Genomic DNA, 21,917 nt, shown 5'->3' with positions numbered 1-21,917 from the left:
AGGTTCGCGCCATGAAAACCGCAACGCTCGAACCTGGCATCGTTGTCCAGGGGGCGACGGTCACCTACCGCAATGGCCACACCGCGCTGCAGGATGCCAGTTTCGAGCTGCCCCTGGGCACGATCACCGCGCTGGTCGGCATCAACGGCTCCGGCAAGTCGACCTTGTTCAAGGCCATCATGGGCCTGGTGCGCCTGGCGGCCGGCTCCATCCGCGTGCTGGGCATGCCGGCCGAACAGGCGCTGCGCAAGAAGCAGACCGCCTATGTGCCGCAAGCCGAGGAGGTGGACTGGGACTTCCCGGTACTGGTCGAGGACGTGGTGATGATGGGCCGCTACGGGCACATGGGCCCGCTGCGCATCGCCCGGCGCGCCGACCATGAGGCGGTGGACGCCGCCCTGCAGCGGGTCGACATGGGCGCACTGCGCAAACGGCAGATCGGCGAGTTGTCCGGTGGGCAACGCAAGCGTGTGTTCCTGGCCCGGGCGCTGGCCCAGGACAGCAAGATCATCCTGCTCGACGAGCCGTTCACCGGCGTTGATGTGAAAACCGAGGACCAGATCATCCAGCTGCTGCGCGAACTGCGCGAGGAAGGCCGGATCATGCTGGTGTCCACCCACAACCTGGGCTCGGTGCCCGAGTTCTGCGACCGCGTGGTGCTGATCAAGCGCACCGTCCTGGCCCATGGGCCCACCGATGAGGTGTACACCCGGGCCAACCTGGAGCAGGCCTTTGGCGGCGTGCTGCGGCATTTCGCCCTGGTGCAGGGCAGCGAGCAACTGCACCCACCGGTGAGCGTATTCAGTGACGACGAGCGCCCGCTGATCCTGCGCGACGGCCTGCCGGCGCGGCGAGAAAACGACAGCGACAACGAGGCCCACCGTGATTGAACTGCTGATCGAACCCTTCGCCTACGGCTACATGCGCAACGCCATGTGGGTGTCGGCGCTGGTGGGCGGGGTGTGTGCGTTTCTGTCCTGCTACCTGATGCTCAAGGGCTGGTCGCTGATTGGCGATGCCTTGTCCCATTCCATCGTGCCGGGGGTGGCAGGCGCCTACATGCTGGGCCTGCCGTTCTCCCTGGGCGCGTTCTTCGCAGGCGGGCTGGCCTCGGCGGCCTTGCTGTTCCTGCAGCGCCGCACCCGGCTCAAGGAGGATGTGGTGATCGGCATGATCTTCACCTCGTTCTTCGGGCTTGGCCTGTTCATGGTGTCGCTGTCGCCCACCTCGGTGAACATCCAGACCATCGTGCTGGGCAATATCCTCGCGATCACGCCCATGGACACCCTGCAACTGGCAATCATCGGCGTGGTAACCCTGGCCGTGCTGCTGGCCAAATGGCGCGACCTGATGCTGACCTTCTTCGACGAGAACCAGGCCCGTGCCGTGGGCATTCGCCCAACACGCCTGAAGCTGCTGTTCTTCGCCCTGTTGTCGGCCTCCACCGTCGCGGCCCTGCAAACGGTCGGGGCGTTTCTGGTGATCTGCATGGTCATCACCCCCGGCGCCACGGCCTACCTGCTAAGCGACCGTTTTCCCCGCCTGCTGGTGATCGCCGTCAGCATCGGCGCGCTCACCAGCCTGGCCGGCACCTACTTGAGCTACTACCTCGATGGCGCCACCGGTGGGGTGATCGTGGTGCTGCAGACCTTGATCTTCCTGCTGGTGTTCGTGTTCGCGCCCAAGCACGGCATGCTCGCGGCCCGGCGCCGCGGGCGGCAGGCACTGGAGGTGCTGCCATGAACGCACTCACGCTGTTGCTGGAGCCTTTTCGCTTCGACTTCATGGTCAATGCCTTGCTCATTGCCGTGCTGATCGCCATCCCCATGGCGTTGCTGTCGTGCTTCCTGGTGCTCAAGGGCTGGGCGCTGCTGGGCGACGCCATTGCCCACGCGGTGTTCCCCGGCGTGGTGATCGCCTACATCGTGCAGATCCCCTATGCCGTGGGCGCGTTCCTGGCCGGTATCCTCTGCGCGGTGGCCACGGGCTTTCTCAAGCAGAACAGCCGCATCAAGCAAGATACGGTAATGGGCATCGTGTATTCGGGCATGTTTGGCCTGGGCCTGGTGCTGTACCTGAAAATCGAGTCGAGCGTGCACCTGGACCATATCCTGTTCGGCGACATTCTCGGTGCCAACGCCCAGGACATGCTGTTGTGCGCCGCCATTGCCGTGCTCACGGCCGTGGTCGTGGCCACCAAGTGGAAAGACCTGATGCTGTACACCTTCGACAGCATCCAGGCCCATGCGGTGGGCCTGCGCACCGGGTGGCTGCACTACGGGCTGTTGTGCCTGATTTCGCTGGCGGTGGTGGGGGCACTCAAGGCTTCCGGGGTGATCCTGGCCGTTGCGCTGCTGATCGCTCCCGGCGCCATCGCGGTGCTGATGACCCGTGAGCTGCGGCATATGCTGTGGGTGTCGCTGGTGGTGGCGATTGGTTGTGCATTCCTTGGGGTGTACCTGTCGTTCTTCCTCGACAGTGCCCCGGCGCCGACCATCGTCCTGGCGTTCGCCGTGCTGTTCATGCTGACCCTGGGCTACCAGTCGGCCAGGCGCATCGGCACCGATGCGCCGCCAGGCAGCGATGAGGCTAGCCGCCGCGGGGGCTAGCCCGCAGCGGTTGGCTCAGAATGCCGACTCCCGAATCAGCACAGCCACCAACGTGCGCCAGCCTGCCAACAATAGGCTCTGGCGCTCGCCTTCGAGCACCACGGTGCCGCGCAGCAGCAGTGCCGGTGCAGGCTGGTCATCGGTGACGCTGAGGTCGGCGCGGTACAGGGCCTGCTCGGGCCGGGCGAGGCCTTGGGAGTCGAGCGTGGCGGCAATCGCGCCGTCATACGGCGAGGCCAGTTCGGCGGCCATGCCCAGCTGCTTTACCGCGGTACGTGCCAGCTGTTCGAGGCGCACGGGCCGGGTGGGCAGGGTGATGTTCTCGGGGTAGAAACGGCCCTCGCTGGCGCTGCCCAGGCGCTGCAGGTCGTGTTCTTCGACAAATGCCTCGACCCGTGCCGCCTCCGGCTGCACCAAGGTGCCTAACCATTCGCCGGGCGGTAGCCACTGGCCGGCCTGCAAAGGCTCGGCGATATCGCGCAGCTGGCCGGCGACCGGTGCGCGAATGGTCAGTTCCTGTACGTGCTGGCGCAGCAGCTGCAGGCGTTGTTGCGCGGCCGCCAGTTCCTGGCGTACCACGCCGATGCCCGCCGCGCTGTCGCGGTCGAGCAACTGGAAGCTGTTTTGCCACTGCAAGGTCAAGGTGCGCAGTTGCACGCTGTGCAACTCCTGCTGCAGGTCTGGCGCTTCGAGCTCGAACAACGGCTGGCCGGCGCTGACCGAATCGCCAGGCTGGGCCAGGATGCGCACCAGGCGCCCGCCCACCGGGGTATACAGGTTGGCTTGCCCGGCCGCCTTGAGCAGTGCCGGGGCCTGCACGCTGGCGCGCCAGGGCAGGCACAGCAGGGCCACGGCCAGCAGGCAGGCGGTGAGGGTAATCAGGCTGTTGCGGTTCATGCGCAGGTCCTTGCGGCGGGCATGCCATTGGCGTGCTTCGTTGATCAGGGGCAGCAGGATGAAGTAGCCGATTTCCACGGCGAACAGCAGCAGGCCGAGCAGCTTGAACGCGAAGTGGTACACCAGCAGGGCGATGCCCAGGAACAGGAACAAGCGATACACCCAGGTGCCGAGCGAGTAGGCCACCAGCAAACGGCGCAGGCGCGGGGGGAAGTATTCCGGCGCGGGGTCGCCAAAACCGAACAGCCATTCGCGCAGGCGCCAGCGGGTCAGGGCGAAGGCCCGCTGCTGCAGGTTGGGCACGCCGAGCAGGTCCGACAGCAGGAAGTAGCCGTCGAAACGCATGAAGGGGCTGAGGTTGACGGCCAGCGTCAGGATCCACGTGGTGCTGGCCAGCATGAACGCGGCGCTGCGCAGCATGCCGTCCTGCAGAAAGCTCCACAGCAGCGTGGCCCAGCAGGCCAGGGCGAGCTCGGCCGCCATGCCTGCCGCGCCGATGGCCAGGCGCTGGCGCCGCCGGGGCAGGCGCCAGGCACCGGAGGTGTCGGTGTAGAGCACCGGCCACAGTACCAGCAGTGCCACCCCCATGGTTGCCACCCGGGCGCCCTGGCGCTTGCAGGTGTAGGCGTGGCCAAGCTCGTGCAGCACCTTGGCCAGCATCAGCGTCAGGCCCGCCAGGGCGGCGCCTTCCAGGCTGAAGAAGTGCAGGAAGGTGTGGGTGAAGGTGTCCCACTGGCGCAGCACCAGGGCCAGGCCAATCAGGCCGGCCGCCACGGTCAGGGCGAAGAAGGTCAGGCTGAACAGTGGCGCTACCCAGGGCAGGGTGTGTTCCAGGAAGGCGTCCGGGCGCAGCAGCGGCACGCGGATGAACAGGTAGTTCTTCAGCAGCCAGCGTGCCCAGCCAGTGCGCCCGGCGGCCAGCCGGTCGTTCAGGCGGCGCTGGTCATCGGGGCCCAGGCTCTGCAACAGTTGGTGCTGGCGCAGGAACGCATGCAGTTGCAGCACATCCTCGGCTTCCAGGCGCAAGGTGGTGGTGGCGCTGATGCGCTGGGCCACCTGGGCAGGGTCGCCCAACGCCCAGCAGCCGAGCATTTCCACTTCGGCCCAGCCCAGGCGAAAGAACTGGCCGCTGGCCGGGTCTTCGAGCGTCCAGCCCGGCGCCCCGGTGGCGTCACTGGGCCCCGGGTGCAGGCGCAGTTCTTCGCGCAGCGCGCCCAGCGCCGTCACAGCGCCAGCCACATGCGCAGGGTTGCCAGCGGGCGGCGCAACAGGTAGGTGAACAGCGTGCTGCGCTCGCCGTAGACCTTGGCGGTGCCCTTCAGGCCGATGTGAATGCGCGGGTCGTCCTCGCTGAACACCGCTTTCAGGCGGTAGGCCATGCTGCCGTCCGCCGTGGCGCTGGCCCGGTAGCCCAGGTGCTCAAGGCGCGCCTGCAGCGGCGAGGCCGGGTCGGTATTGAGGAACATCAGCACCTGCGCGCCGCTGTGCAATTCGATGGCGTCCTTGACCGGCAGGCGCACTTCCAGCTGCGCCTGGTGCGGGTCGGCCACCTGCAGGATCTGCTCGCCCAGGTTGACCGGGCGGCCTTGCCACTCGGCCGGGTCGTCGTACAGGGCCACGCCGTCGTGGGGCGCGACCATGCGCGTGCGGGCCAGGCTTTGCTCCAGATAACGCACTTCGCCCAGCGCCTGGTCGCGGCGGCCTTGCTGCACCGCAAGGCCAGCCTTGCTGCGGGCGTCGTTCAAGGCCTGCTGCTGGCCCTGGCGCAGCTCGCCTTCGGCAATGGCCAAGGTTTGCCGCGCCGCCTCCAGGCGGCTCTGCAGCTCGCGGGCATCCAGCTGAACCAGCGCTTGGCCAGCGCTGACCGGCTGGTTGGGCTCCACCAGAATGCGCTCCACCACCCCTTGCAGCGGTGCGCGCAGCACACTGGGGCGCAGCGCAGTGATTTCGGCCGGTGCCAGCGCGGCCTGGCGCACCGGCAGCAAGGCCAGGGCCAGCAGCACGCCTGCGCCGATCAGCCACGGCTTGCGCTGGTTGCGCAGGCTTGCGAAACGGGCAAGGCGCGGGCGCTCGAAGCTGGCCCAGGCATGCCCGTAGGCATCCTGCAACAGTGGCAACAGGCTGCTGTCGGCCATGCTCAGTGGCTGGTCGCGGGCCAGCAGCAGCGCGCCCAGCAAGCGCTGGTTGCGGTCGTGAAGCGGCAGCCACAGCAGCCATGGTGGCAGGTACTCGGCCCACAGCGCCTGATCCTCGCGGGGCAGGGCGCTGGCATTGAGGCTGCTCAGCTGTGGCCCTGGGTGGGCCTGCTGCCAGGCTTGGCAGCGGCTGGCCAGCCAGTGGTTGAAGGGTGCGTCCGGCTCGACCGTGGCCAGGCCAGACAAGCAGGCCAGGCGCTGGCTGCGGGCGTCCCACAGCATGGCCTGGCGGTAGGGCAGCAGGTGGCGGGTTTCGTTGACCATGACGAAACCCAGGGCCGCCGCGCTGTCGGCGGCCCTGGCCTGGCGTTCGAGCTGCAGCAGCGCGGCCAGGGTGGGGTCATTGAGGGCTGCGGTCATGAGTCGGCGCTGGCCGGTGGGGTGATGCGCGCATTGCCGCTCATGCCTGGCAGTAACTGGCCAGCCTGGGCATCGATTCGGCCGAACACCTTGATCGACTGGCTGAGTGGGTCGATCACCGAACCCAGGCGGTCGACCTTGGCCGGGTAGTCGCTGCCGGTTTCATCCAGGTGCACACTGAAGGCAAACCCAGGTTTGAGCCACACCATCCAGCGCGATGGCACGATCAGTTCCACCTCGAAGGCGCTGTCGTCGTAAAGCGCCAGCAGTTCCTTGCCCTCGGCCACATACTCGCCAGGTTGCACCTTGCGCTCGGCAACCCGGCCGGAAAACGGCGCGTCGATGCTGCAGTGCTGCACCATCACCTGGTTCACGCCGTTCTGCGCCCGCGCCATGCTCAGCTCGGCCTGGGCCTGGCTGAGGTCGGACACGCTGATCGACTGCAGCTGGTCCAGCTTGCGCGCCACCCCCAGCTTGCGGCTGGCCGCTTCCTGGGCGGCAGCGGAGTGGCCCAGCCGGGCGCGGTGGATGGCGCAGTCGAAGCCGACCAGGCGCTCACCCTTGCGGAAGCTGTCACCTTCCTTGACCTTGAGCTCGGTGATCTTGCCGGCCAGCTCGCTGGAGATCACCGTGCGCTGGCGGGCACTGAGTTGTACCCGCAAGTCTGGTTCGGCCAGCGAGGCTGGCGGTGGCTGCAGCGGTGGCAGTTCGTCGGCCATTACCGGCAGGCTGCCGAGCAGGGCCAGCAGGCACAGTTCAGCGACGGGCCGGCGCATGGCGTACCTCGACCAGTTCGGCGCTTTGCAGCGAACCCAGGCTGCTCCACATGTCCACCTGCGCCGCGGCGATACGCGGGGCGCCAGGGTAGGCCTGGCTGGCCACCTGGTAGCGCGCCATCAGTGGTGGCTGCACTTGGCCCTGGGCCAAGGCCAGGCTGTTGCGGCCGATGGCGCGGGCCAGTTCGGCAACGCTGTCACCGGCCAGGCGCTCGGGCAGTGGGTCGAGGCCGGCGGCCTGGTAGATGGCGCCGTAGGCGGTTTGCAATTGGGCAAAGCTGCGGTCGCGGCTGCGGGTGGCAAGCACGGTCTCGGTGGCTGTGCGCACTTGTTCGAGCACGCTCTGGGCGTCGCTGCGCACGGCGTTTTCGGTTTGGCCGAGGATGCCGGCCTGTACCCGTTGCAGCTCGTTGGAGCGTTCGAACAGGCGGGTTGCCTGGTGGTATTGCTGCCAAGCCACGTTGACCTGGGTCAGCACGGCCATGCGCAGGGCCTGGCGGCGCATGTCGGCCAGCGCTTCGCGGGCTTCGCCGGTGCGCGCCACGCTTGGGTAGGCGAGCACGTTCATCAGGTTCCAGCTCACCTGCACGCCGGCATCGGCCCAGTTCTTGTTGGCGGTGTAGCTGTTGCTGTCGTAGTTGCTGCCGACGAACAGCGACGCGCCGGGCATCAGCCGCAGCAGGGCTGCGCGGGTTTCCAGCACGGCGTTGCGTGCCTGGTAGCTTTCCTCGCGCACTTCCGGGCGGCGGACCATGGCCATGGCTTCCAGGTCGGCGAGCGGGTAGGCCAGGTTGGGCGCCTGCAGTTGGCTGTCGCTGGGCACGGCCAGCTGGAAGTCGGTGGCCGGGGGCAGGTTCATCAAGCCGGCCAGGCGCGCCTTGGCGGTGGCCAGCTCGCTGTCGACGGTTTCCAATTGGCGCACGGTTTCCAGCAGGCCTTTCTGGAAGCGCAGCGCCTCGACCGGGGCCAGCAGGCGTTGGCGTTCGGTTTCCCGGGCCTGGCCCAGGGCCCGGCGGGCATCGGCCAGGGCACGTTGCACCTGGGGCTGCAGGCGCTGGGCGGTGGCTGCTTCCCAATAGGCGCTGCGCACTTGCTGGATGATATCGGCGATCACCCGGCGGCGGCGTTCTTCGGCAGCCAGCACTTTGTTGGCCTGGGCCTTGGCACCGAAGTAGCCGATGCCAAAGTCCAGCACGTTCCACGACAGTTGCAGGTCGGCACTGCGCAGGCTGCGGTCCTGGCTGGTGGAAGGCTCAAGCGACTGGTTGCCGGTGCGCAGCGACTGGCTGGACGATGCCAGTTGGTTGTCGCGGCCACGCCAGCCGGCACGAGCAGCGAGCTTGGGCAGCAGGTCGTAGCTTTGCTGGTCGAGCAGGTTGTCTTCCAGGGCTCGTTCCATCAGGGCCAGGCGCTGTTGCAGGTTGTACTTCACCGCACGGGCCATGGCCTGGTCGAGGTCGATGGCCTGGGTGACCGGTTCCTGGTTGTCGAACATGCGGCTGCGGTCGGCGCTGGCCTGGGCCAGTTGTTGCTCCAGGGTCAGCGGTTCGGGGGTAATCGCGCAAGCGCTCAGGCCCATGGCCATGAAGCCCACGGCGATTTTCAACGGCGCCCGCTTTGACGCGCCTGGCAGATGCTTCTTGATCACGTGATTTCCCTTGAACGTATGGTGGGCCGCGGCCCGGTGATGCGGGGCGCGGCGGGGAGAAGATAAGAATTGTTCCCAATACCGGGCAATGGTGGGTTTATTAAGATTGCTTAATGCGGTGTCGCGTTCTGAATGGCTGAAGCGCCGGTCAGGGTTGCCATGTGCCTGCCGTGAGAGGTGTGGCGCCTATGAGATCGAGCGCCGCCCGCGCGGCGCTTCGCGAGCTGCGCTCGCTCCTACGTTTGTTTCGGGCCAGTTATGCCTGTGAAATGCGCGCGCGGCCGCCTTGTTTGTACGACGCGATGTTGCGCCATGCGCCAAAGCGTTCGCGCGCAAATGCCCCAGGACTCACTGGCCCGAAACAAACGTAGGAGCGAGCGCAGCTCGCGAAGCGCCGCGCGGGCGGCGCTCGATCTCACAGGCGCTGAAAATCTGTCGGCGAGCCCCCAGAGGCCTGCCTGCCGCCTTCAGCGGTTGCCGAAGACAGTTACCAGCAGCTCCTGGGCCTGACTCATCCAGCTACCGCTAGCCTTGGCCTGCAATTGCGCGCTAAGCCCCTGGTGGCCAGGCAGCGGCTCGGCCGATGCCTGGGGTTGGCCCTGACCTGCATGCAGGTGCAGCTTGACCGTGGCCTGGTGCCCCGCGCTGTCCTGGCCACGCAGCAGCAAGTCGAGCTGGCCGTAGCGCTGCAGCGCCTGGCCCTGTACCTGGATCTCCCCGCGTTGCGGGTCGAAGCGAATCCACGCCGGCAGCGGCAGGCCGTTGGCCAGGCGCACGCTGATTTGCACGCGACCGTCGCGGCTGCTGAGTAGGCCGCTTGGCAGCTTGATTACGCCGCCGGGCGCGGCGGCCAGGTGCACGTCGTGGCGTGTGGCCTGTACCCCGACAGCCAGTGGGTCGATGGCCAGCAATGGCGCGCCAAGGTGCAGCGACACCGGCTCGTCGCGGTGTTCGGGCAACGCATCAGGCTCGGGCAAATCGGCAATCTCCTGGGTGCGACGGTCGAAGGCGGCCTGGCTGTCGTCGATCTGGCGCAACACCTGGGCGGCGACATCGGCCCGTGGGGCATCGCGCTCGACCGTTGCGGCCGCCGCAGTGGCCTGGGCAGGCCAGAAGGGCGCTTGGGCGTCAAGGATGACCGGATTGACGGAATCCACGGGAACCGTCGGCTCCACGGGTTCCACAGGGTTTGTCGGTTCAGTTGGGTCAACAGGGTCGACCGGATCGACAGGCTCCACGGGGTCAACAGGGTCAACGGGGTCAACAGGATCGACAGGGTCTACAGGATCCACGGGATCAACAGGCTCCACTGGCTCCTGAGCCGCCCCCACCAACACACTCACCCGCACCGCGGCACTTTCCAACGCGCCGTCATTAAGTGTCAGCGCCAGGCGTACCTCGCCGGTCTGCGTCGCGCTGCTGGCATACGACAGTTGGTGCAGCAGGGCATTGGCCTGGGCGCGGGTCAGCGCCGCCTCGATCTTCACGCTCAGTACGCCGTCGACACTCTGCAACTGCGCTACCACCTGGCCGTCGAGCAGTACCTGCCCATTGACCAGGCTGAAGCCATTGCCGGCGATCAGGCCGAACTGGTCGCTGGCCACCGCGCCGCCTTCGCGTTGCAGGCTCAGGCTGGCACCCTGGTAATTGCCCAGGCCACCATTGGCTGCGTCCATTTCCGCATCGCCCAGGCGCAAGGCCGGGGCCAGCGCCACCGGTTCGCCGGCCAGCGTGTAGTGTGGCTGCGCAGCGCCGGGGGCCTCGAACTGGGCAATGCCCTGGCCAATCACCAACACCTGGCCAGCACTGCCCAGCTGGATATGCCCACCCTGGGTGACCACCGCCGAATGCTGCTCGTCGAGCCGTTGCAGGCCTTCGCTGCTGGCATACCGCTGGACCGTGCCATCGGCCAGCACCAGGTACAGGCTGCGGCCATCGGCGCTCAACGCCATGTCACTGATCCCGCTCACCTCGACACGGTCGAGCAGGCTCAGCGCGTGGCTGGTCGGGTTCAGGCTCAGGCGAGTCACGCCGTTGCCAGCGGCGATGTACAAGGTGCTGCCATCGCTGCTCAGTTGCGCACCCACCAGCCCGCTAAGGTCAAGGCCACCGGCGGTACTGGCATCGGCATGGGTGACCAGCGTCAGCACACCTGCGGTATCCCGCTGGTAGACGATCACCGCCAGGTGGTTCTGGAAACCGGTAGTCACCACCAGCAGGTCGCCTTGCTGCGACAGGCTACGGGGCTGCCACAGGTAGGGGGCCGAGAAGCCGTTGCCCGCCAGTTGGCTGGCCAGGGTCAGGGCGCCGTCGGCACCGCGCTCGAACACGGCCAGGCCGTAGTCCCCGGCCACATACACGTGGCGGCCGTCCTGGTCCACCAGCACCTGGCTCAGGCTGCCCAGGTCGCTGAGGTAGCCCGTGCTCTGCACGAAGGTCAGGTTGCCGTCGGTATCACGCAGGTAGGTCCGCACCTCATTGCCGCCATTGGCCACGGCATACAGCGACTGGCCATCGCTGCTCAGCGCCAGGCTGTCGATGGTCACGCCCTCGCTGGCAGGCAGGCGCCCCAGCGCGCTCAGGCTGCCATCGGCGGCCAGGGAGAACCAGGCGATCACGCCCTGGCTGTCGGCCACGAACAAGGTCTTGCCGTCGCTGCTCAGCACGGCGCTGTGCACATCGGCCAGCCCCGCCAGGCTTGCGTCTTCATGGCTCAGGGTGAAATCACCCAGCGACAGCACCGGGTCGTTGTCCACTTGCGGGGCGTCGTTGACCTGCAGCACCTGCACGGTCACCGCCAGCGCCGCCGACGCCAAATGGCCATCGCTGAGGGTCACGCTGATGTGCACCTGGGCGGCCGGGGCGCGGTTGCTGCTGGCGAAGGTCACCTGGCGCAGCACGTTGTTGACGTCGGCGCGGGTTGGCGCAGTACCGGCGTCGTCGTTGAAGTGCACCACCAGGCTGGCGCCTTCCACGGCGACCGTGCCAATGGCCACGCCGTTCTTGAGCAGGGTGCCGTCCACCAGGGTCAGGCCGTTGCCCTCGCGCAATGCCAGGGTGTCTCCGGCCTGGGGCGCGTCCAGGGTGACCGTGAGCGTTGCGCCTTGGTAGTTGCCCAGGCCGTTGCCCAAGGCATCGAACTGGGCGTCGCTGACACTGGCCTGGGGCGCGATGGTGATCGCTGCTCCGGCCTCGTTGTACAGCTGCGCGGCGCCGTTGTTGCTCACTTGCGGTGCGCTGTTGTCGGCGGCGCTGCGTTGCAGGGTAACGGTGACGCTATCGGCCAGGGTGGTGTCGAGGTTGACATTGTCCGCCTGGGCACTTTCGACGATGGCCAGGGTGAGCGTGCGGCTGCCACTCAACTCGCCGGCGATGTTGTAGAACGCCAGGCTGTCGATCAGTGCCGCGGTGTCGGCGGCAGAGCGGTTGACGTACAGGGTCAGCGTGGTCACACCGCCTTCCACGCGGATCATGTACTGCAGGCCGTCAGGCAGCGTGGGGGAGGAGTCGATGGCCTGGTCGAGGTTGATTTTCTGGCCCAGCACGCGGATTACATCGTGGGCGGCCACGGCGTCCAGGGTGATGACCACCCGGGCGATGTTCTGGCCGCTTTCGATGGTGTCGATGCGGGTGCCGGTGAACAGGTTCACCGGGTCGCCCCAGCCTTGCAGGGTAGGGTTCAGCGGCTGGCTTTCGAGAATGGCCGGGTCGTTGACCCCGGTGAGGGTCAGGTCCACGCTCAGCCGGGTGTTGTTGCCGTCGCCGTCGTTGAAGGTGATCTGCACCTGCTGGCGGGTGCCGTCGCGGGTCGGGTCCTGGCTGAGGTTGCGGTAGTCGATCTGGCGCAGGATCGCCTGGGCATCGGCCTGGGTCAGCGGGGCGATGAACAGCACGGTCAGCTGGCCATCGGCCTGGGTGAGGCTGGCAATCGCCGTGTCGCCCTTGAAAATCTGGCCGTCGCGCAGGGTCAGGCCATTGCCGTCGACAAAGCCGAACAGGTCGTCGCTCGACGCCCCGCCCTGGCGTGCGATCACCAGGCTCGCGCCCTGGTAGTCGCCCAGCGCATCCAGTTGCTGGTCGCTCAACGCGCCGCTTGGCAGCAGCAGGGTAGCGGCGTCGCCTTCGGTGACCTGCAGGCCGTCCACCTTGATGCGCAGGCCGACGACCTTGCTGCCGCTCACATCGCCGGCCAGGTACAGGTGCTGGCCATCGGCGCTGAGGCTAAGGCCGGTCAGTTGCTCGGTGCCCCATTCATCCAGCTGGAAGCTGCGCGCCTGGCTGCTCAGCAGGCCGTCGCTGGTACGGGCGAAGCTTTCCAGGTGCTCGCCGCCGGCGACGAACACGGCGCTGCCGTTGCGCGCCACCACCAGGTCGATGGCATCGGCTTGTACCGTTTGGCTGCCGAGCAGTTGCAGGCTGCCGTCGGCGCCCAGGGCGATGCTGTACAGCACGGTGCTGTCTTGCTTGTCGAGCACGTACAGCGAGCTGCCATCGGCGCTCAGGGCCAGGGCGGCCAAGTTGTGCGTTTCGCTGCCGGTGGCCAGGGTGGCGACTTGGCTCAGCGAGCCGTCGCTGGCGATGCGCAGGGTGGCCAGCAGGTATTGGCCGCCCATGCCGCTGGCCAGCAGATACTGGCCGTCGGCGCTTACCAGCAGGCGGTGCACGCTGCCAAGGCCGGTGAAGTCGGTGTAGGCGGCCACCTGGCTGAGGCTGCCGTCTTCGGCCTGGCGCAGCACGAACAGGCCGGCGTTGGTGGCCAGGTACAGGCTGTCGCCATGCTGGGCGATGTCGTCCACCATCGGCAGGCTTTCGCCCAGGCTGTCGGCGCTGAAATGGCTGGCCAGGGTGAGGGCACCGGTGTCGCTGTTGCGGGCGAACACTTGCACGCTGTTGTCGCCCGAGGTGATTACGTACAGCCATTTCTGGTCGGCAGACAACACCACCTTCTCCGGCACGGAGAGGGTAAGGTCACCGCTGCCCAGGGTTTGCACCAGCGTCAGCTGGCCGTCGGCGTCGCGGCTGAACACGCTGATTGCTGCCTTGCTCGACCCGTCCCAGCCGCTGGCATCGGCAATTACGTACAGGTAGCGGCCATCGTCGCTGAGCAAGGTGTCGCGCGGCGAGTCGATCAGGTTGGTGCCGCTGTCGTCCTGGTTCACGCCGCTGCCGACCTGTTCAAGGTCGGTGGTGTCGGCTGACAGCTGCGGCCGTTGGTCCGGTGCTGCCTGCACTTCCAGTTGCAGTTGCACCACGGTTTCGGCGCCGCGGGCATCGCTGACCACCAGGCGCAGGCTGTACTGGCCAACGCTGCCGGCGGCCGGGCTGCCGCTGATGGTGCCGGTGGCGGCATCGAACGTCAGGCCTTCGGGCAGGCCCTGCAGGGTGAAGCTCAGGCTGTCGCCTTCGGCGTCAGTGAACGCGGCCAAAGGCAAGGTGGCCTGGAACGGTTGCTCGACTTCGATGCTGCCCAGCACCGGCATGCCTTGGCTGCTGGTGGGCGCGTGGTTGACCTGCAGCACGATCTCGCGGCTGCTCTGTTTCAGGCCGTCGTCGAATGTCAGGGTCAGGCTGACCTGGGCGTCGGTGGCGCTGGGGCCTGCGCTGTAACCCAGTTGATGCAGCACGGCGTTGACGGTTTGCGCATCCACCGCGCCGGTAAAGGTCAGGGTCAGGGTGCCTGCGCTTTGCACCAGGGTTGCCACCGGCTGGCCGTTGAGCAGCAGGCGCTGGCCGTCCTGGGTCAGGCCGTTGCCGCTGACGAAGGCGAACTGGTCGGCGGCCTGGGCCGCATCGCTGCGGCTGACGGTCACCACCAGGCCGGCATAGCTGCCCTGGGCCTCGTAGTCCACGTCGCTGACCGTAAGGCCTGCGGCGAACAGGTTGTCCGCGCCCTGGTTCCAGGCTTGGGTATGCTGGGCGTTGAGCACCCCCAGCCCACCGCTGACCAGCACGGCGCCGGTGTACAGGTTGCGCCCGTCGCTGCTGATGATGACCCGGTTGGCGCTCATGCCCAGGGCGATGTTGTGGCTGTGGGTGAGGGCGCCGGTGGCGAGGTCGCGGCTGAACACCACCAGTTTCTGCGCACCAAAGGTGGTGGCATAGACGGTCTTGCCATCGGCGCTGATGGCCATTTCGCGCAGGAAGGTGCTGCTGGTCAGGGCATAGGTATCGATGGCGCCGGTGAAGGTCAGCTTGCCGCTGCTTGGGTCGCGGCTGAAGCTGCTGATGTAGGCCGGGTCGTTGCTGCTGATGTACACCGTGCTGCCATCGGGGGCGATGATGATGTCGTTGGCGTTGAGAAAGCCGGTGTTGCTTGGCAGCGCGGCACTGGCCGGGTCGCTGCTGATGCTGTCGAGGGTCAGCGTTTGCAACAACGTCAGGGTGCCGCTGCTGGCATCGCGGCTGAGTACCGTGAGGGTACGGCTGCTGAGGTTGCTGATGTAGGCGGTGGCCCCGTCGGGCGACAACACCAGGCCGCTGGGGCGCGGCATGCTGGCGCTGTCGGCGTAGCTGCCAACCCAGGCCAGGGCGCCGGTCTGCGGGTCGCGGGCGTAGATGCCCACGGTCGCCTTGCCGGTACTGCCGTCGGCCACCGTGGCGCCGTTCACGGTGTAGAGGAACTTGCCGTCGGCCGACAGCACGATCTGCCCAACCTGGCCATCCAGGCCTTTCACGCCGCCGTCGAGCTGGCCATCGGCATTGGCCACGGCGCCGTCGCCCTGGTGGGCCTGCACGCCTTGGTAGGTCAGCTCGCCGGTATTGGCGTCGCGCTGGAACAGTACCAGGGTGCCGGCGTCCTGGCCGCTGATATAGCCGGCCACGTACACCGAGTTGCCATCGGCGGAGAAGGCCACCGAGCTGGTCTTGTTCAGGCCGTCGACTTCGATGGCCACGGTGCCTGGGTCGTCGCTGGCGCCTTGGGTGAAGGTTTGCAGCAGGGTCAGGCTGCCGTTGCCGGTGTCGCGGGCGAACACCTGCACGTAGCCGGTGCCGGTGGCATTGGTGGCGCTGTTGCTGGCCACCACCAGGGTTTTGCCATCGGCGCTCAGGGTCAGGCTGATCACATGGTTGCTGAAACCATCGAGCTTGCCGTCGAAGTAGATCAGCGTGCCATCGGGGGTGAAGCTGTCGCTCAGCTGCGGGGCACTGCCGGTGCGCAGGGTGAGTTGCGCGGTGATGGCCAGGGCCCGGGTGTCGACGCCGCCGCCTCCGCTGCCGCCATTGTCGGTGACACTGGCCAGGGTGATGCTGCGCACGCCGCTGACGGCACTGACGTGTTCGTTGCGGTAGGCGATGCCATCGACCAAGTTCTGCACGGCGGCAGTGGCAAGGCCGCTGCTGCTGGTCAGTACCAGCGTGGCCTTGGCGCCGTCGCGGGTGTAGCTGTAGGCCATGCCGTTGGCCAGGGTGCCACTGGCGGACTGCTCCAAGGCGATGCGGGTGCCGTCCACCAGCAGGTACTCGTCGCTGGCATCGGCCAGGCCGTCGAGTTCGAAGGCAAGCCCCGTGATGCTCTGGCCGGCCTCGCCGGTGCTCACCTGGGTGCCGCTGAACAGCTGCACTTGCACCCCCGGGGTGTCGTACACCGGGTTGACCACAGGTTGCGCGCTCAGGGTGGGCGCGCTGTTGATGCCGATCAGCAGGGCCACGACCTGCGCCTTGCTGTCGAGCTGGCCATCGTTGGCCACCAACTGCAGGCTGACGGCGCCTGTGTCGGTGGCGTTGCGGTAGATGACCTGCTGCAGCACGCTGTTGGCCTGGCTGCGGGTGAGCGCGGCGCTGAAGGTCACGGTCAGCGTGCCATTGGCCTGGGTGAAGCGGCCAACTTCCACGCCGTTGCTCAACAGGCGCTCACCGTCCACGCTGAACCCGTTGCCGGCGGCGAAGGCGTACTGGTCGTTGCCATTGGCCCCGCCCTGGCGCTGCAAGGTCAGGGTAAAGCCGCTGTAGTCGCCCAGCCCTGCGCCCAGGGCATCGGCGTTGCTGTCGCTCAAGGTCAGGCCCTGGCCGATGGCCAGGTCGCTGCCGCTCATGTAGCTGCGCACGGCGCTGAAACGGTCGATGCCCGTGCCCAGGGCAAGCAGCGACTGGCCATCGGGGCTGACCAGCAAGCCTTGCGCACCGGCGGCGTCAAGGCTGCCGCTGGCGGTCAGGGTGCCGTTGGCGCCGATCTGGTATTGGGTGACCTTGCCATCGCTGGTGCTGGCGTACAGGCGCAGGCCATCGGCGCTGATGGCCAGGGCGTTGACGTTCGCCAGGCTGACGCTGTTGAGCCGCACCAGGCCATTCTGGCCGAGCTGGAAAACCTGGATCACGCCGTCCTTGCGGTCGCCTACATAGATCAGCCCGCTGTCGCTGACTACCAGGCTGTGCAGGGTCTGGCCGGTGAACTGGCCGGCGGTGAGGTTGGCTGCGCCCTGGTCGACTGCACTGAGCGAGCCGTCGGCATTGCGCTTGAGCACGGTGAGGGTATCGAAGCCGATGTACTGCGGATCGGTGGTGACATACACATAGTCGCCACTGACGTAGACCTTGTCTGGCGCGGCGTTGCCAAAACTGCCCTGGCTCAGCGACTGCACCACGCTGCTGCTGACCGCACCCAGCACCGGGTCGCGTTGGTACACCTCCAGGCCATTGTATTGGGTGCTGACGTACACCCGGGTGCCATCTGCAGACAGCGCAAGGCCGGTGACGCTGCCCAGCTGCACCGCCTGGATCTGGCTCAGGGTGCCGTCGGCGGCCACCCGGTAGGTGTGGATCTGGTTGTCGCTGCCGGCGGTGTACACGAAGTTGCCGTCACTGCTCATCACCAGGGCATTGAGGGTGCCCAGGCCTTGGGGCGCGTCCAGGCTCTGCAGGGCCGTCAGGTTGCCCAGGGCATCGGCCTGGAACACCTGCAGGCGGCCGTCGCTGCCCGCGCTGTACAGGTAATGGCCGTCGCTGCTGTAGAGCGCCTTCTGCACCGTGCTGCCCAGGCCGCCGATGCCCTGGGCCAGGTCCAGCGGCGCATCGGATTGCAGTTCCGGCGCCCGGTTCACCGTGCTCACCAGGGTCAGCGTGGCACTGATGGCCGGTTCGCTGCTGTTGTTGTCCTCGCCCATGTCGCTGATGCGCGCCAGGGTTACGGTGCGCGTGCCGCTGTCGAGGCTGCCATCGAGGGTGCGGTACTGGATGCTTTCGACCAGCGCCTTGAGGTAACTGGCCGTGTTGTGCTTCTCGTTGCTCGACGACAGCGCGATGTTGATGGTGGTGAGCGAGCCTTCGGTGGTGACGGTGTAGCTAAAGTGCTCCCCCTGGGTTTCAACGCCTGCGCCAGCCGCCGGCTCCAGCACGATCTGGGTGCCGTCGATCACCAGCGCTTCCTGGCTGCCGGCGCTGTCGATGGTGATGCGCAGGGTGTCGAAGCCCTGGCCCTCGTCGTTGCTGTTGGCCACGGCATTGCTGAACAGTGGGGCACTGGTGCTGGCCTGTTCGCTGACCGTGTGGCTGGCCTGTGCCGGTTCGGCGCTGAGGCTGGGGGCGTGGTTGCCGGCAGCGGCCTGCTGGGCGTCGGCCTGCTCGGCTGTCTGCACCGCCGTGGTCACCGCGGCGGCGTCGAACATCATGCGCGGTTCGAGCGCCAGCGCCAGGCGGGTAGGGGTGGCAGGGTTGCGGGGGCGGGGAGCACTCATGGCGGGTCCTTGTCAGTCGATCAGGCGCACGAAGCGCTCGTGTTTGATGCGTTGGGCGATGTCGCTCAGCAGGTTCTTGATCTGCGCTTCGCCGTCGGCGAAGTTCTCGGCATTGGCGAAGGTCATGCTGCCGTTGCCGGCACACACCTGCAGGCCGGGGCCGGCGACCTTGTCGAACAGCACGCGGCCGAAGTCCTGCGGGTCGCCAGGGCGCACGCCGAGGAAATGGAACTTCAGGCCACGGGCGCGAAAACTCTGGCACAGCAGGGTGAAGCGCTGGCCGGCGACGTCGTTGGCCGAGACGCTGCCGTTCTCGCCGTTGATGGCTTGGCCAACCTCGGCGTTGTAGGCGTCGGTGTCGAACCAGTTGCCGGTGGTGTTGGCCAGCATCACGATGATCTTGGCGTTGTCGCCTTCACCGTCGGCGTTGAAGTCCAGCGGCAGTTCGTTGTCGCCCCAACCGGCGCTGCCGCGCATGCGCGGGGATAGTGCCATGGCGGCCCAGCCCATGGCGATGGCGTAGTTGGTGTTGAAGCGGGTGGTGAATTGCTCGCTGCGCCGCTCGATCTTGTCGATATCGCGGGTCAGCGGCAGCAGCGCGGCGGCCGGGCAGCCTTTGTCGGCCACCATCCAGCGGGTGTCGTTGACCCCCGAGGCCTGGCCGAAGTCCGGGTTCGGCCCGACCCAGGAAATGGCCGGCGCGCCGGGGCTGCCGTTCTCCGGCAGGTCGTGGCGGTAGTAGATCTTGAACTGCCCGGAAGGCGCCTCGTCCCAGAAGTAGTTTTCCCCCAGGCGCAGGCCGCGGTACATGCACAGCAGGTTGGCGCGCCGGTCGGGAATGCGCTGGTCGGCCAGGCCGCTGTAGCCGGTGCGAAACAGCGAGCGCAGCTCCACCGGGGTGAGCGCGCTGGGGGTGGCCCAGCGGCGGATACGGTTGCTGTCCTCGTCGTCGTAAACGTTCACCGCCTGGCTGTAGGGCACCAGGGAAATCCAGGTCTTGCCATCGGGGCGGGTGCCCAGCACCTGTTTGGAAAACTCAAGGGTCAGGCGGCGCAGGGCGGCGATATCGCTGTCGTTCTCGCTGAGGGTGTTGGGCACCACCAGGGCCACTTCCACCGGGCGGTTGACCACCTCTGCGGTGGAACTCACCTGCAATGACTGGGGATTGGCGCCCAGCATGTCGGCATGGGCCACGAAGCTGGCCGAGACGGTGATGTTCAGCTTGCCGTCGGCGTCGCGCGTTTGCTGCACATCCACCGCGCCGCTGTCGACCTGGTCGATCAGTTCGCGGTCGGTGCCCAGGTTGGCGCGCACGAAGCCGGCGGCCAGGCCCTGCATCTGGGCAAGGCTCAGGCGGTCGTCGAGCAGGCGCTGGTTGCCCACCGCCATGGCCGCGGCGTCGGTGGCACGCTTGAGCTGCGCGGTGTTTTCCAGGGCGCGGGTTTGTTCGATGACGAAGGCGGTGGCCAGCAGGGCGCCGCCGATCACCAGGATGGCGAAGGGGGCGACGGCGCCGTGTTGCTGGCGGGCGAACTGTCGCAGCCGGTGGCGCAGAGGCAGGGTGGCAAGCATGGGGCAGGGGTTCCTGGGCGAGGCGGGTGGTGCTGGCCTTCTCGGGCCGCGCTGCAAAGATAGGAATGCTTCTTGTTAGCAGCAATCGCCGTACCATTAAGATTGCTTAACCCGGCCGCCGGGCGCGGCCGGTTCAGGCGGTCACTGGGTTTCGCCCTGGGGCATGACCTCCTGGGTCAGGGCTTTGTCCAGGGTTGGCGTGCCGTGCTGCAGGCGGCTTACAGCCTGCACTTGCAGGGTCTTGTCGGTGAGCACCAGGCTACTCAGCACCAGCCGGTCGACCTCGGTACACAGCTGCACCACCACCACCGAGCTGTCGGTGTCGCTGGCCTCGTCGTCACTGTCGTCGTCGGCGGCGCGCGGCACTTCCGGCAGTTCGCCGGTGTACTGCGCCCCGGCGCTGTTGGCCCGGCAGATGCCGCTGGCGCCGCCGCGGTGCAGGGGCCGCCAGGCCATGCTGCGGTCGGGCTCGACCTTGCTCACGATCAGCTCGAACGGCACCGGGTCGAGGTCGGTGTTCAACCGCGCGGTCATGCGCGTGGCTTCGTCCACCAAGGCCTGCAGGCCGTTGGCATCCAGCGTGCTTTGCACGCCCAGGGTGGAAGCCAGGGTATGGGCCGATTGCTCCAGGTAGCTGCGCGCCTGGTGCAGGGTGTACAGGTCGGCGCCGAGCAGGGTCACGCCGATCAGGATGGGCATGATCAGGGCGGCCTCGACGCTGGCACTGCCGCGTTGGCTGCGACGAAAATTCATTGGCCGTCCTCGGTTTGCAGCGGGCTGGGCAGGTTGCCGAGCAAGTGGCGGTATTGGTACTGGTAGCCATCCCCGAGGCCGAACAGCGCGGGGAAGGTGGTCATGTAGTTCTGCTTGAGGTCGACCGTGACGCTGAGAATCGGCGGCGAGAGTGCCGTGTCGGTGGTCTGCTGCTCGTCCTGGTCCGTGCTGTCGTCCTGGCTTGGGCCGTAGCGCGACTCGCCAAAGCTGCGCAGGTTCTCGAACGGCAGCACGTCGACCTTGAGCTCCCCGGCATCGAACAGGTTGAAGCTGCGCTCGACCATGCGCTGGGCCACCTGGGACTCCATCGCCTCGGGGCTGAGCCGGTAGTAGTCGGGTGTGGTGCGAAAGCGCTGCACGGCGTGTTCCAGGGCCAGGTTGCCGGCAGCGATCACCATGGCCATGTGGGCCAGTTCGAACAACATCATCAGGCCGAACAGCAGCACAGGCAGGATGAACGCGGTTTCCACCGCGGTCACCCCCTCCTGTTGGCGGCGCAGGCGTTGCAGGGCTGCTTTCATTGCCACTCAGTCCTGGCTGGCCAGTTGCAGCGGCTGCTGGCTGGCGGCGAGCAGTTCGCTGTCGATCGGCGCACCGCCTTCGATGCGCTGGCGCGTGGCCTGGAAGCGTTCGAGCACGCGGGCGGCGTAGTCCGGTGCCAGGCGCTCTTCGAGAATGCGCCGGGCGGTGTCGTCGTGGCCGTCGAGCACGTAGGCCAGGGCCAGGTTCAGTTGCAGGGTGACGTCGGCGCCGTTGCGCGCGGTGTTGAGCAGGCCAATGGCCTTGCTGCGCTGGCCGTCGGCCAACCAGCTCAGGGCCAGGTTGTTGGTGGCGGCGCTGTAGCCGGGGTCCAGCTCCAGGGCCTGGTTGAACGACTCGCGCGACGCCGCGTGCTGGCCCTGCTGGGCCTGGGCGACGCCCAGCATGTTCAGCAGTTGCGCCCGCTGGCTGCGGTCACCTTGCACGTCCAGCGCGCAGCGCAGGTCGGCTTCGGCGCGGGCAGCATTGCCCAGCGCCAGCGCGGCGCGGCCCAAGCCGCCGCACAGGGCCTGGCGCTCGGTGGCGGTGAGGCCGGGCATGTCGGGGCCAACCTCGCGGCGGGCGCGGTCGAACAGGGCGTAGGCTTCCCGGGCCGGGCGCACGGCGGCGGCGACGCTGGCGTACTCGACCAGGTAGGCGCCCTTGAGCTGCTGGCGCTGGTCCATGCGCTGGTACACCTCGAACGCACCGGCCAAGCGGCCGTTGTCGCGCAATACGCGGGCAAGCTTCAGGGCTTCGCCGGCCTCCTGGCCGGCTGGGGCATCGGCGCTGGTGTGCAGGGCCGGGGCCAGGCTGCTGCAACCGCTGAGGGTGAGAACGCCGAACAGCGACAGGGCGATAAGTGAACGGGACATGGCAGTTACCTGTGGGAAGTC

At 67.4% G+C, this 21,917-nt stretch carries 12 protein-coding genes; 3 read left to right on the top strand and 9 right to left on the bottom strand.

The features are described 5' to 3' along the window. The first annotated feature begins 11 nt into the window (after positions 1–11). Genes F3J45_RS01875 through F3J45_RS01865 form a run of 3 tightly spaced genes read left to right on the top strand, consistent with a single transcriptional unit; the run spans position 12 to position 2,609 of the window. The gene (locus tag F3J45_RS01875) at positions 12–890 is read left to right on the top strand and encodes a manganese/iron ABC transporter ATP-binding protein (protein ID WP_167056836.1); all 879 of its coding nucleotides are present in this window, start codon (positions 12–14) and stop codon (positions 888–890) included. Then, complete coding sequence (locus tag F3J45_RS01870; protein ID WP_167056832.1) at positions 886–1,743, top strand: metal ABC transporter permease; 858 nt, start codon at positions 886–888, stop codon at positions 1,741–1,743. Before F3J45_RS01875 ends, F3J45_RS01870 begins: the two co-directional genes overlap by 5 nt. Beyond that, on the top strand, positions 1,740–2,609 hold the full coding sequence (locus tag F3J45_RS01865) for a metal ABC transporter permease (RefSeq protein WP_167056388.1): 870 nt from the start codon (positions 1,740–1,742) through the stop codon (positions 2,607–2,609). The genes F3J45_RS01870 and F3J45_RS01865 overlap by 4 nt, the downstream gene beginning before the upstream one ends. A 15-nt stretch (positions 2,610–2,624) precedes the next feature. On the opposite strand, the gene F3J45_RS01860 is transcribed toward F3J45_RS01865, so the two are convergent. The 9 genes from F3J45_RS01860 to F3J45_RS01820 all read right to left on the bottom strand — a co-directional run bounded on the left by F3J45_RS01860 (position 2,625) and on the right by F3J45_RS01820 (position 21,896). Then, a complete protein-coding gene (locus F3J45_RS01860) occupies positions 2,625–4,733 on the bottom strand; it encodes an HlyD family efflux transporter periplasmic adaptor subunit (protein ID WP_370526168.1) in 2,109 nt (702 codons plus the stop codon). Next, a complete protein-coding gene (locus F3J45_RS01855) occupies positions 4,730–6,061 on the bottom strand; it encodes an efflux RND transporter periplasmic adaptor subunit (protein ID WP_167056382.1) in 1,332 nt (443 codons plus the stop codon). The genes F3J45_RS01860 and F3J45_RS01855 overlap by 4 nt, the downstream gene beginning before the upstream one ends. Then, entirely contained in the window at positions 6,058–6,837 is a 780-nt protein-coding gene (locus F3J45_RS01850; protein WP_167056379.1) for an efflux RND transporter periplasmic adaptor subunit, read from the bottom strand. Before F3J45_RS01850 ends, F3J45_RS01855 begins: the two co-directional genes overlap by 4 nt. Continuing rightward, complete coding sequence (locus tag F3J45_RS01845) at positions 6,818–8,485, bottom strand: TolC family protein (protein WP_370526167.1); 1,668 nt, start codon at positions 8,483–8,485, stop codon at positions 6,818–6,820. The genes F3J45_RS01850 and F3J45_RS01845 overlap by 20 nt, the downstream gene beginning before the upstream one ends. Before the next feature lie 467 nt (positions 8,486–8,952). Beyond that, complete coding sequence (locus F3J45_RS01840; protein ID WP_167056376.1) at positions 8,953–18,156, bottom strand: beta-propeller fold lactonase family protein; 9,204 nt, start codon at positions 18,154–18,156, stop codon at positions 8,953–8,955. 12 nt (positions 18,157–18,168) lie between these two features. After that, positions 18,169–19,728 carry a TadE/TadG family type IV pilus assembly protein gene (locus F3J45_RS01835; RefSeq protein WP_167056372.1) on the bottom strand — a complete coding sequence of 520 codons (1,560 nt, stop codon included), beginning with the start codon at positions 19,726–19,728 and terminating at the stop codon, positions 18,169–18,171. A gap of 141 nt (positions 19,729–19,869) precedes the next feature. Next, positions 19,870–20,481 carry a TadE/TadG family type IV pilus assembly protein gene (locus F3J45_RS01830; RefSeq protein ID WP_167056369.1) on the bottom strand — a complete coding sequence of 204 codons (612 nt, stop codon included), beginning with the start codon at positions 20,479–20,481 and terminating at the stop codon, positions 19,870–19,872. Then, positions 20,478–21,023: a TadE/TadG family type IV pilus assembly protein gene (locus F3J45_RS01825; protein WP_167056366.1), complete on the bottom strand. Its 546-nt coding sequence runs from the start codon at positions 21,021–21,023 to the stop codon at positions 20,478–20,480. The genes F3J45_RS01830 and F3J45_RS01825 overlap by 4 nt, the downstream gene beginning before the upstream one ends. Before the next feature lie 6 nt (positions 21,024–21,029). Next, entirely contained in the window at positions 21,030–21,896 is an 867-nt protein-coding gene (locus F3J45_RS01820; RefSeq protein ID WP_167056363.1) for a tetratricopeptide repeat protein, read from the bottom strand. Positions 21,897–21,917 lie beyond the last annotated feature (21 nt).

The sequence above is a fragment of the Pantoea sp. Ap-967 genome, assembly GCF_011752565.1.
Lineage (GTDB): Bacteria > Pseudomonadota > Gammaproteobacteria > Pseudomonadales > Pseudomonadaceae > Aquipseudomonas.
This window is presented reverse-complemented; position numbering and strand designations above follow the sequence as displayed.

What these genes read in the sequence shown, in the direction of transcription:
- F3J45_RS01835 (WP_167056372.1), bottom strand. Translation starts at nt 19,728, where the DNA reads ATGCTTGCCACCCTGCCTCTGCGCCACCGGCTGCGACAGTTCGCCCGC.
- F3J45_RS01830 (WP_167056369.1), bottom strand. Translation starts at nt 20,481, where the DNA reads ATGAATTTTCGTCGCAGCCAACGCGGCAGTGCCAGCGTCGAGGCCGCC.
- F3J45_RS01865 (WP_167056388.1), top strand. Translation starts at nt 1,740, where the DNA reads ATGAACGCACTCACGCTGTTGCTGGAGCCTTTTCGCTTCGACTTCATG.
- F3J45_RS01820 (WP_167056363.1), bottom strand. Translation starts at nt 21,896, where the DNA reads ATGTCCCGTTCACTTATCGCCCTGTCGCTGTTCGGCGTTCTCACCCTC.
- F3J45_RS01825 (WP_167056366.1), bottom strand. Translation starts at nt 21,023, where the DNA reads ATGAAAGCAGCCCTGCAACGCCTGCGCCGCCAACAGGAGGGGGTGACC.
- F3J45_RS01855 (WP_167056382.1), bottom strand. Translation starts at nt 6,061, where the DNA reads ATGACCGCAGCCCTCAATGACCCCACCCTGGCCGCGCTGCTGCAGCTC.
- F3J45_RS01875 (WP_167056836.1), top strand. Translation starts at nt 12, where the DNA reads ATGAAAACCGCAACGCTCGAACCTGGCATCGTTGTCCAGGGGGCGACG.
- F3J45_RS01840 (WP_167056376.1), bottom strand. Translation starts at nt 18,156, where the DNA reads ATGAGTGCTCCCCGCCCCCGCAACCCTGCCACCCCTACCCGCCTGGCG.
- F3J45_RS01850 (WP_167056379.1), bottom strand. Translation starts at nt 6,837, where the DNA reads ATGCGCCGGCCCGTCGCTGAACTGTGCCTGCTGGCCCTGCTCGGCAGC.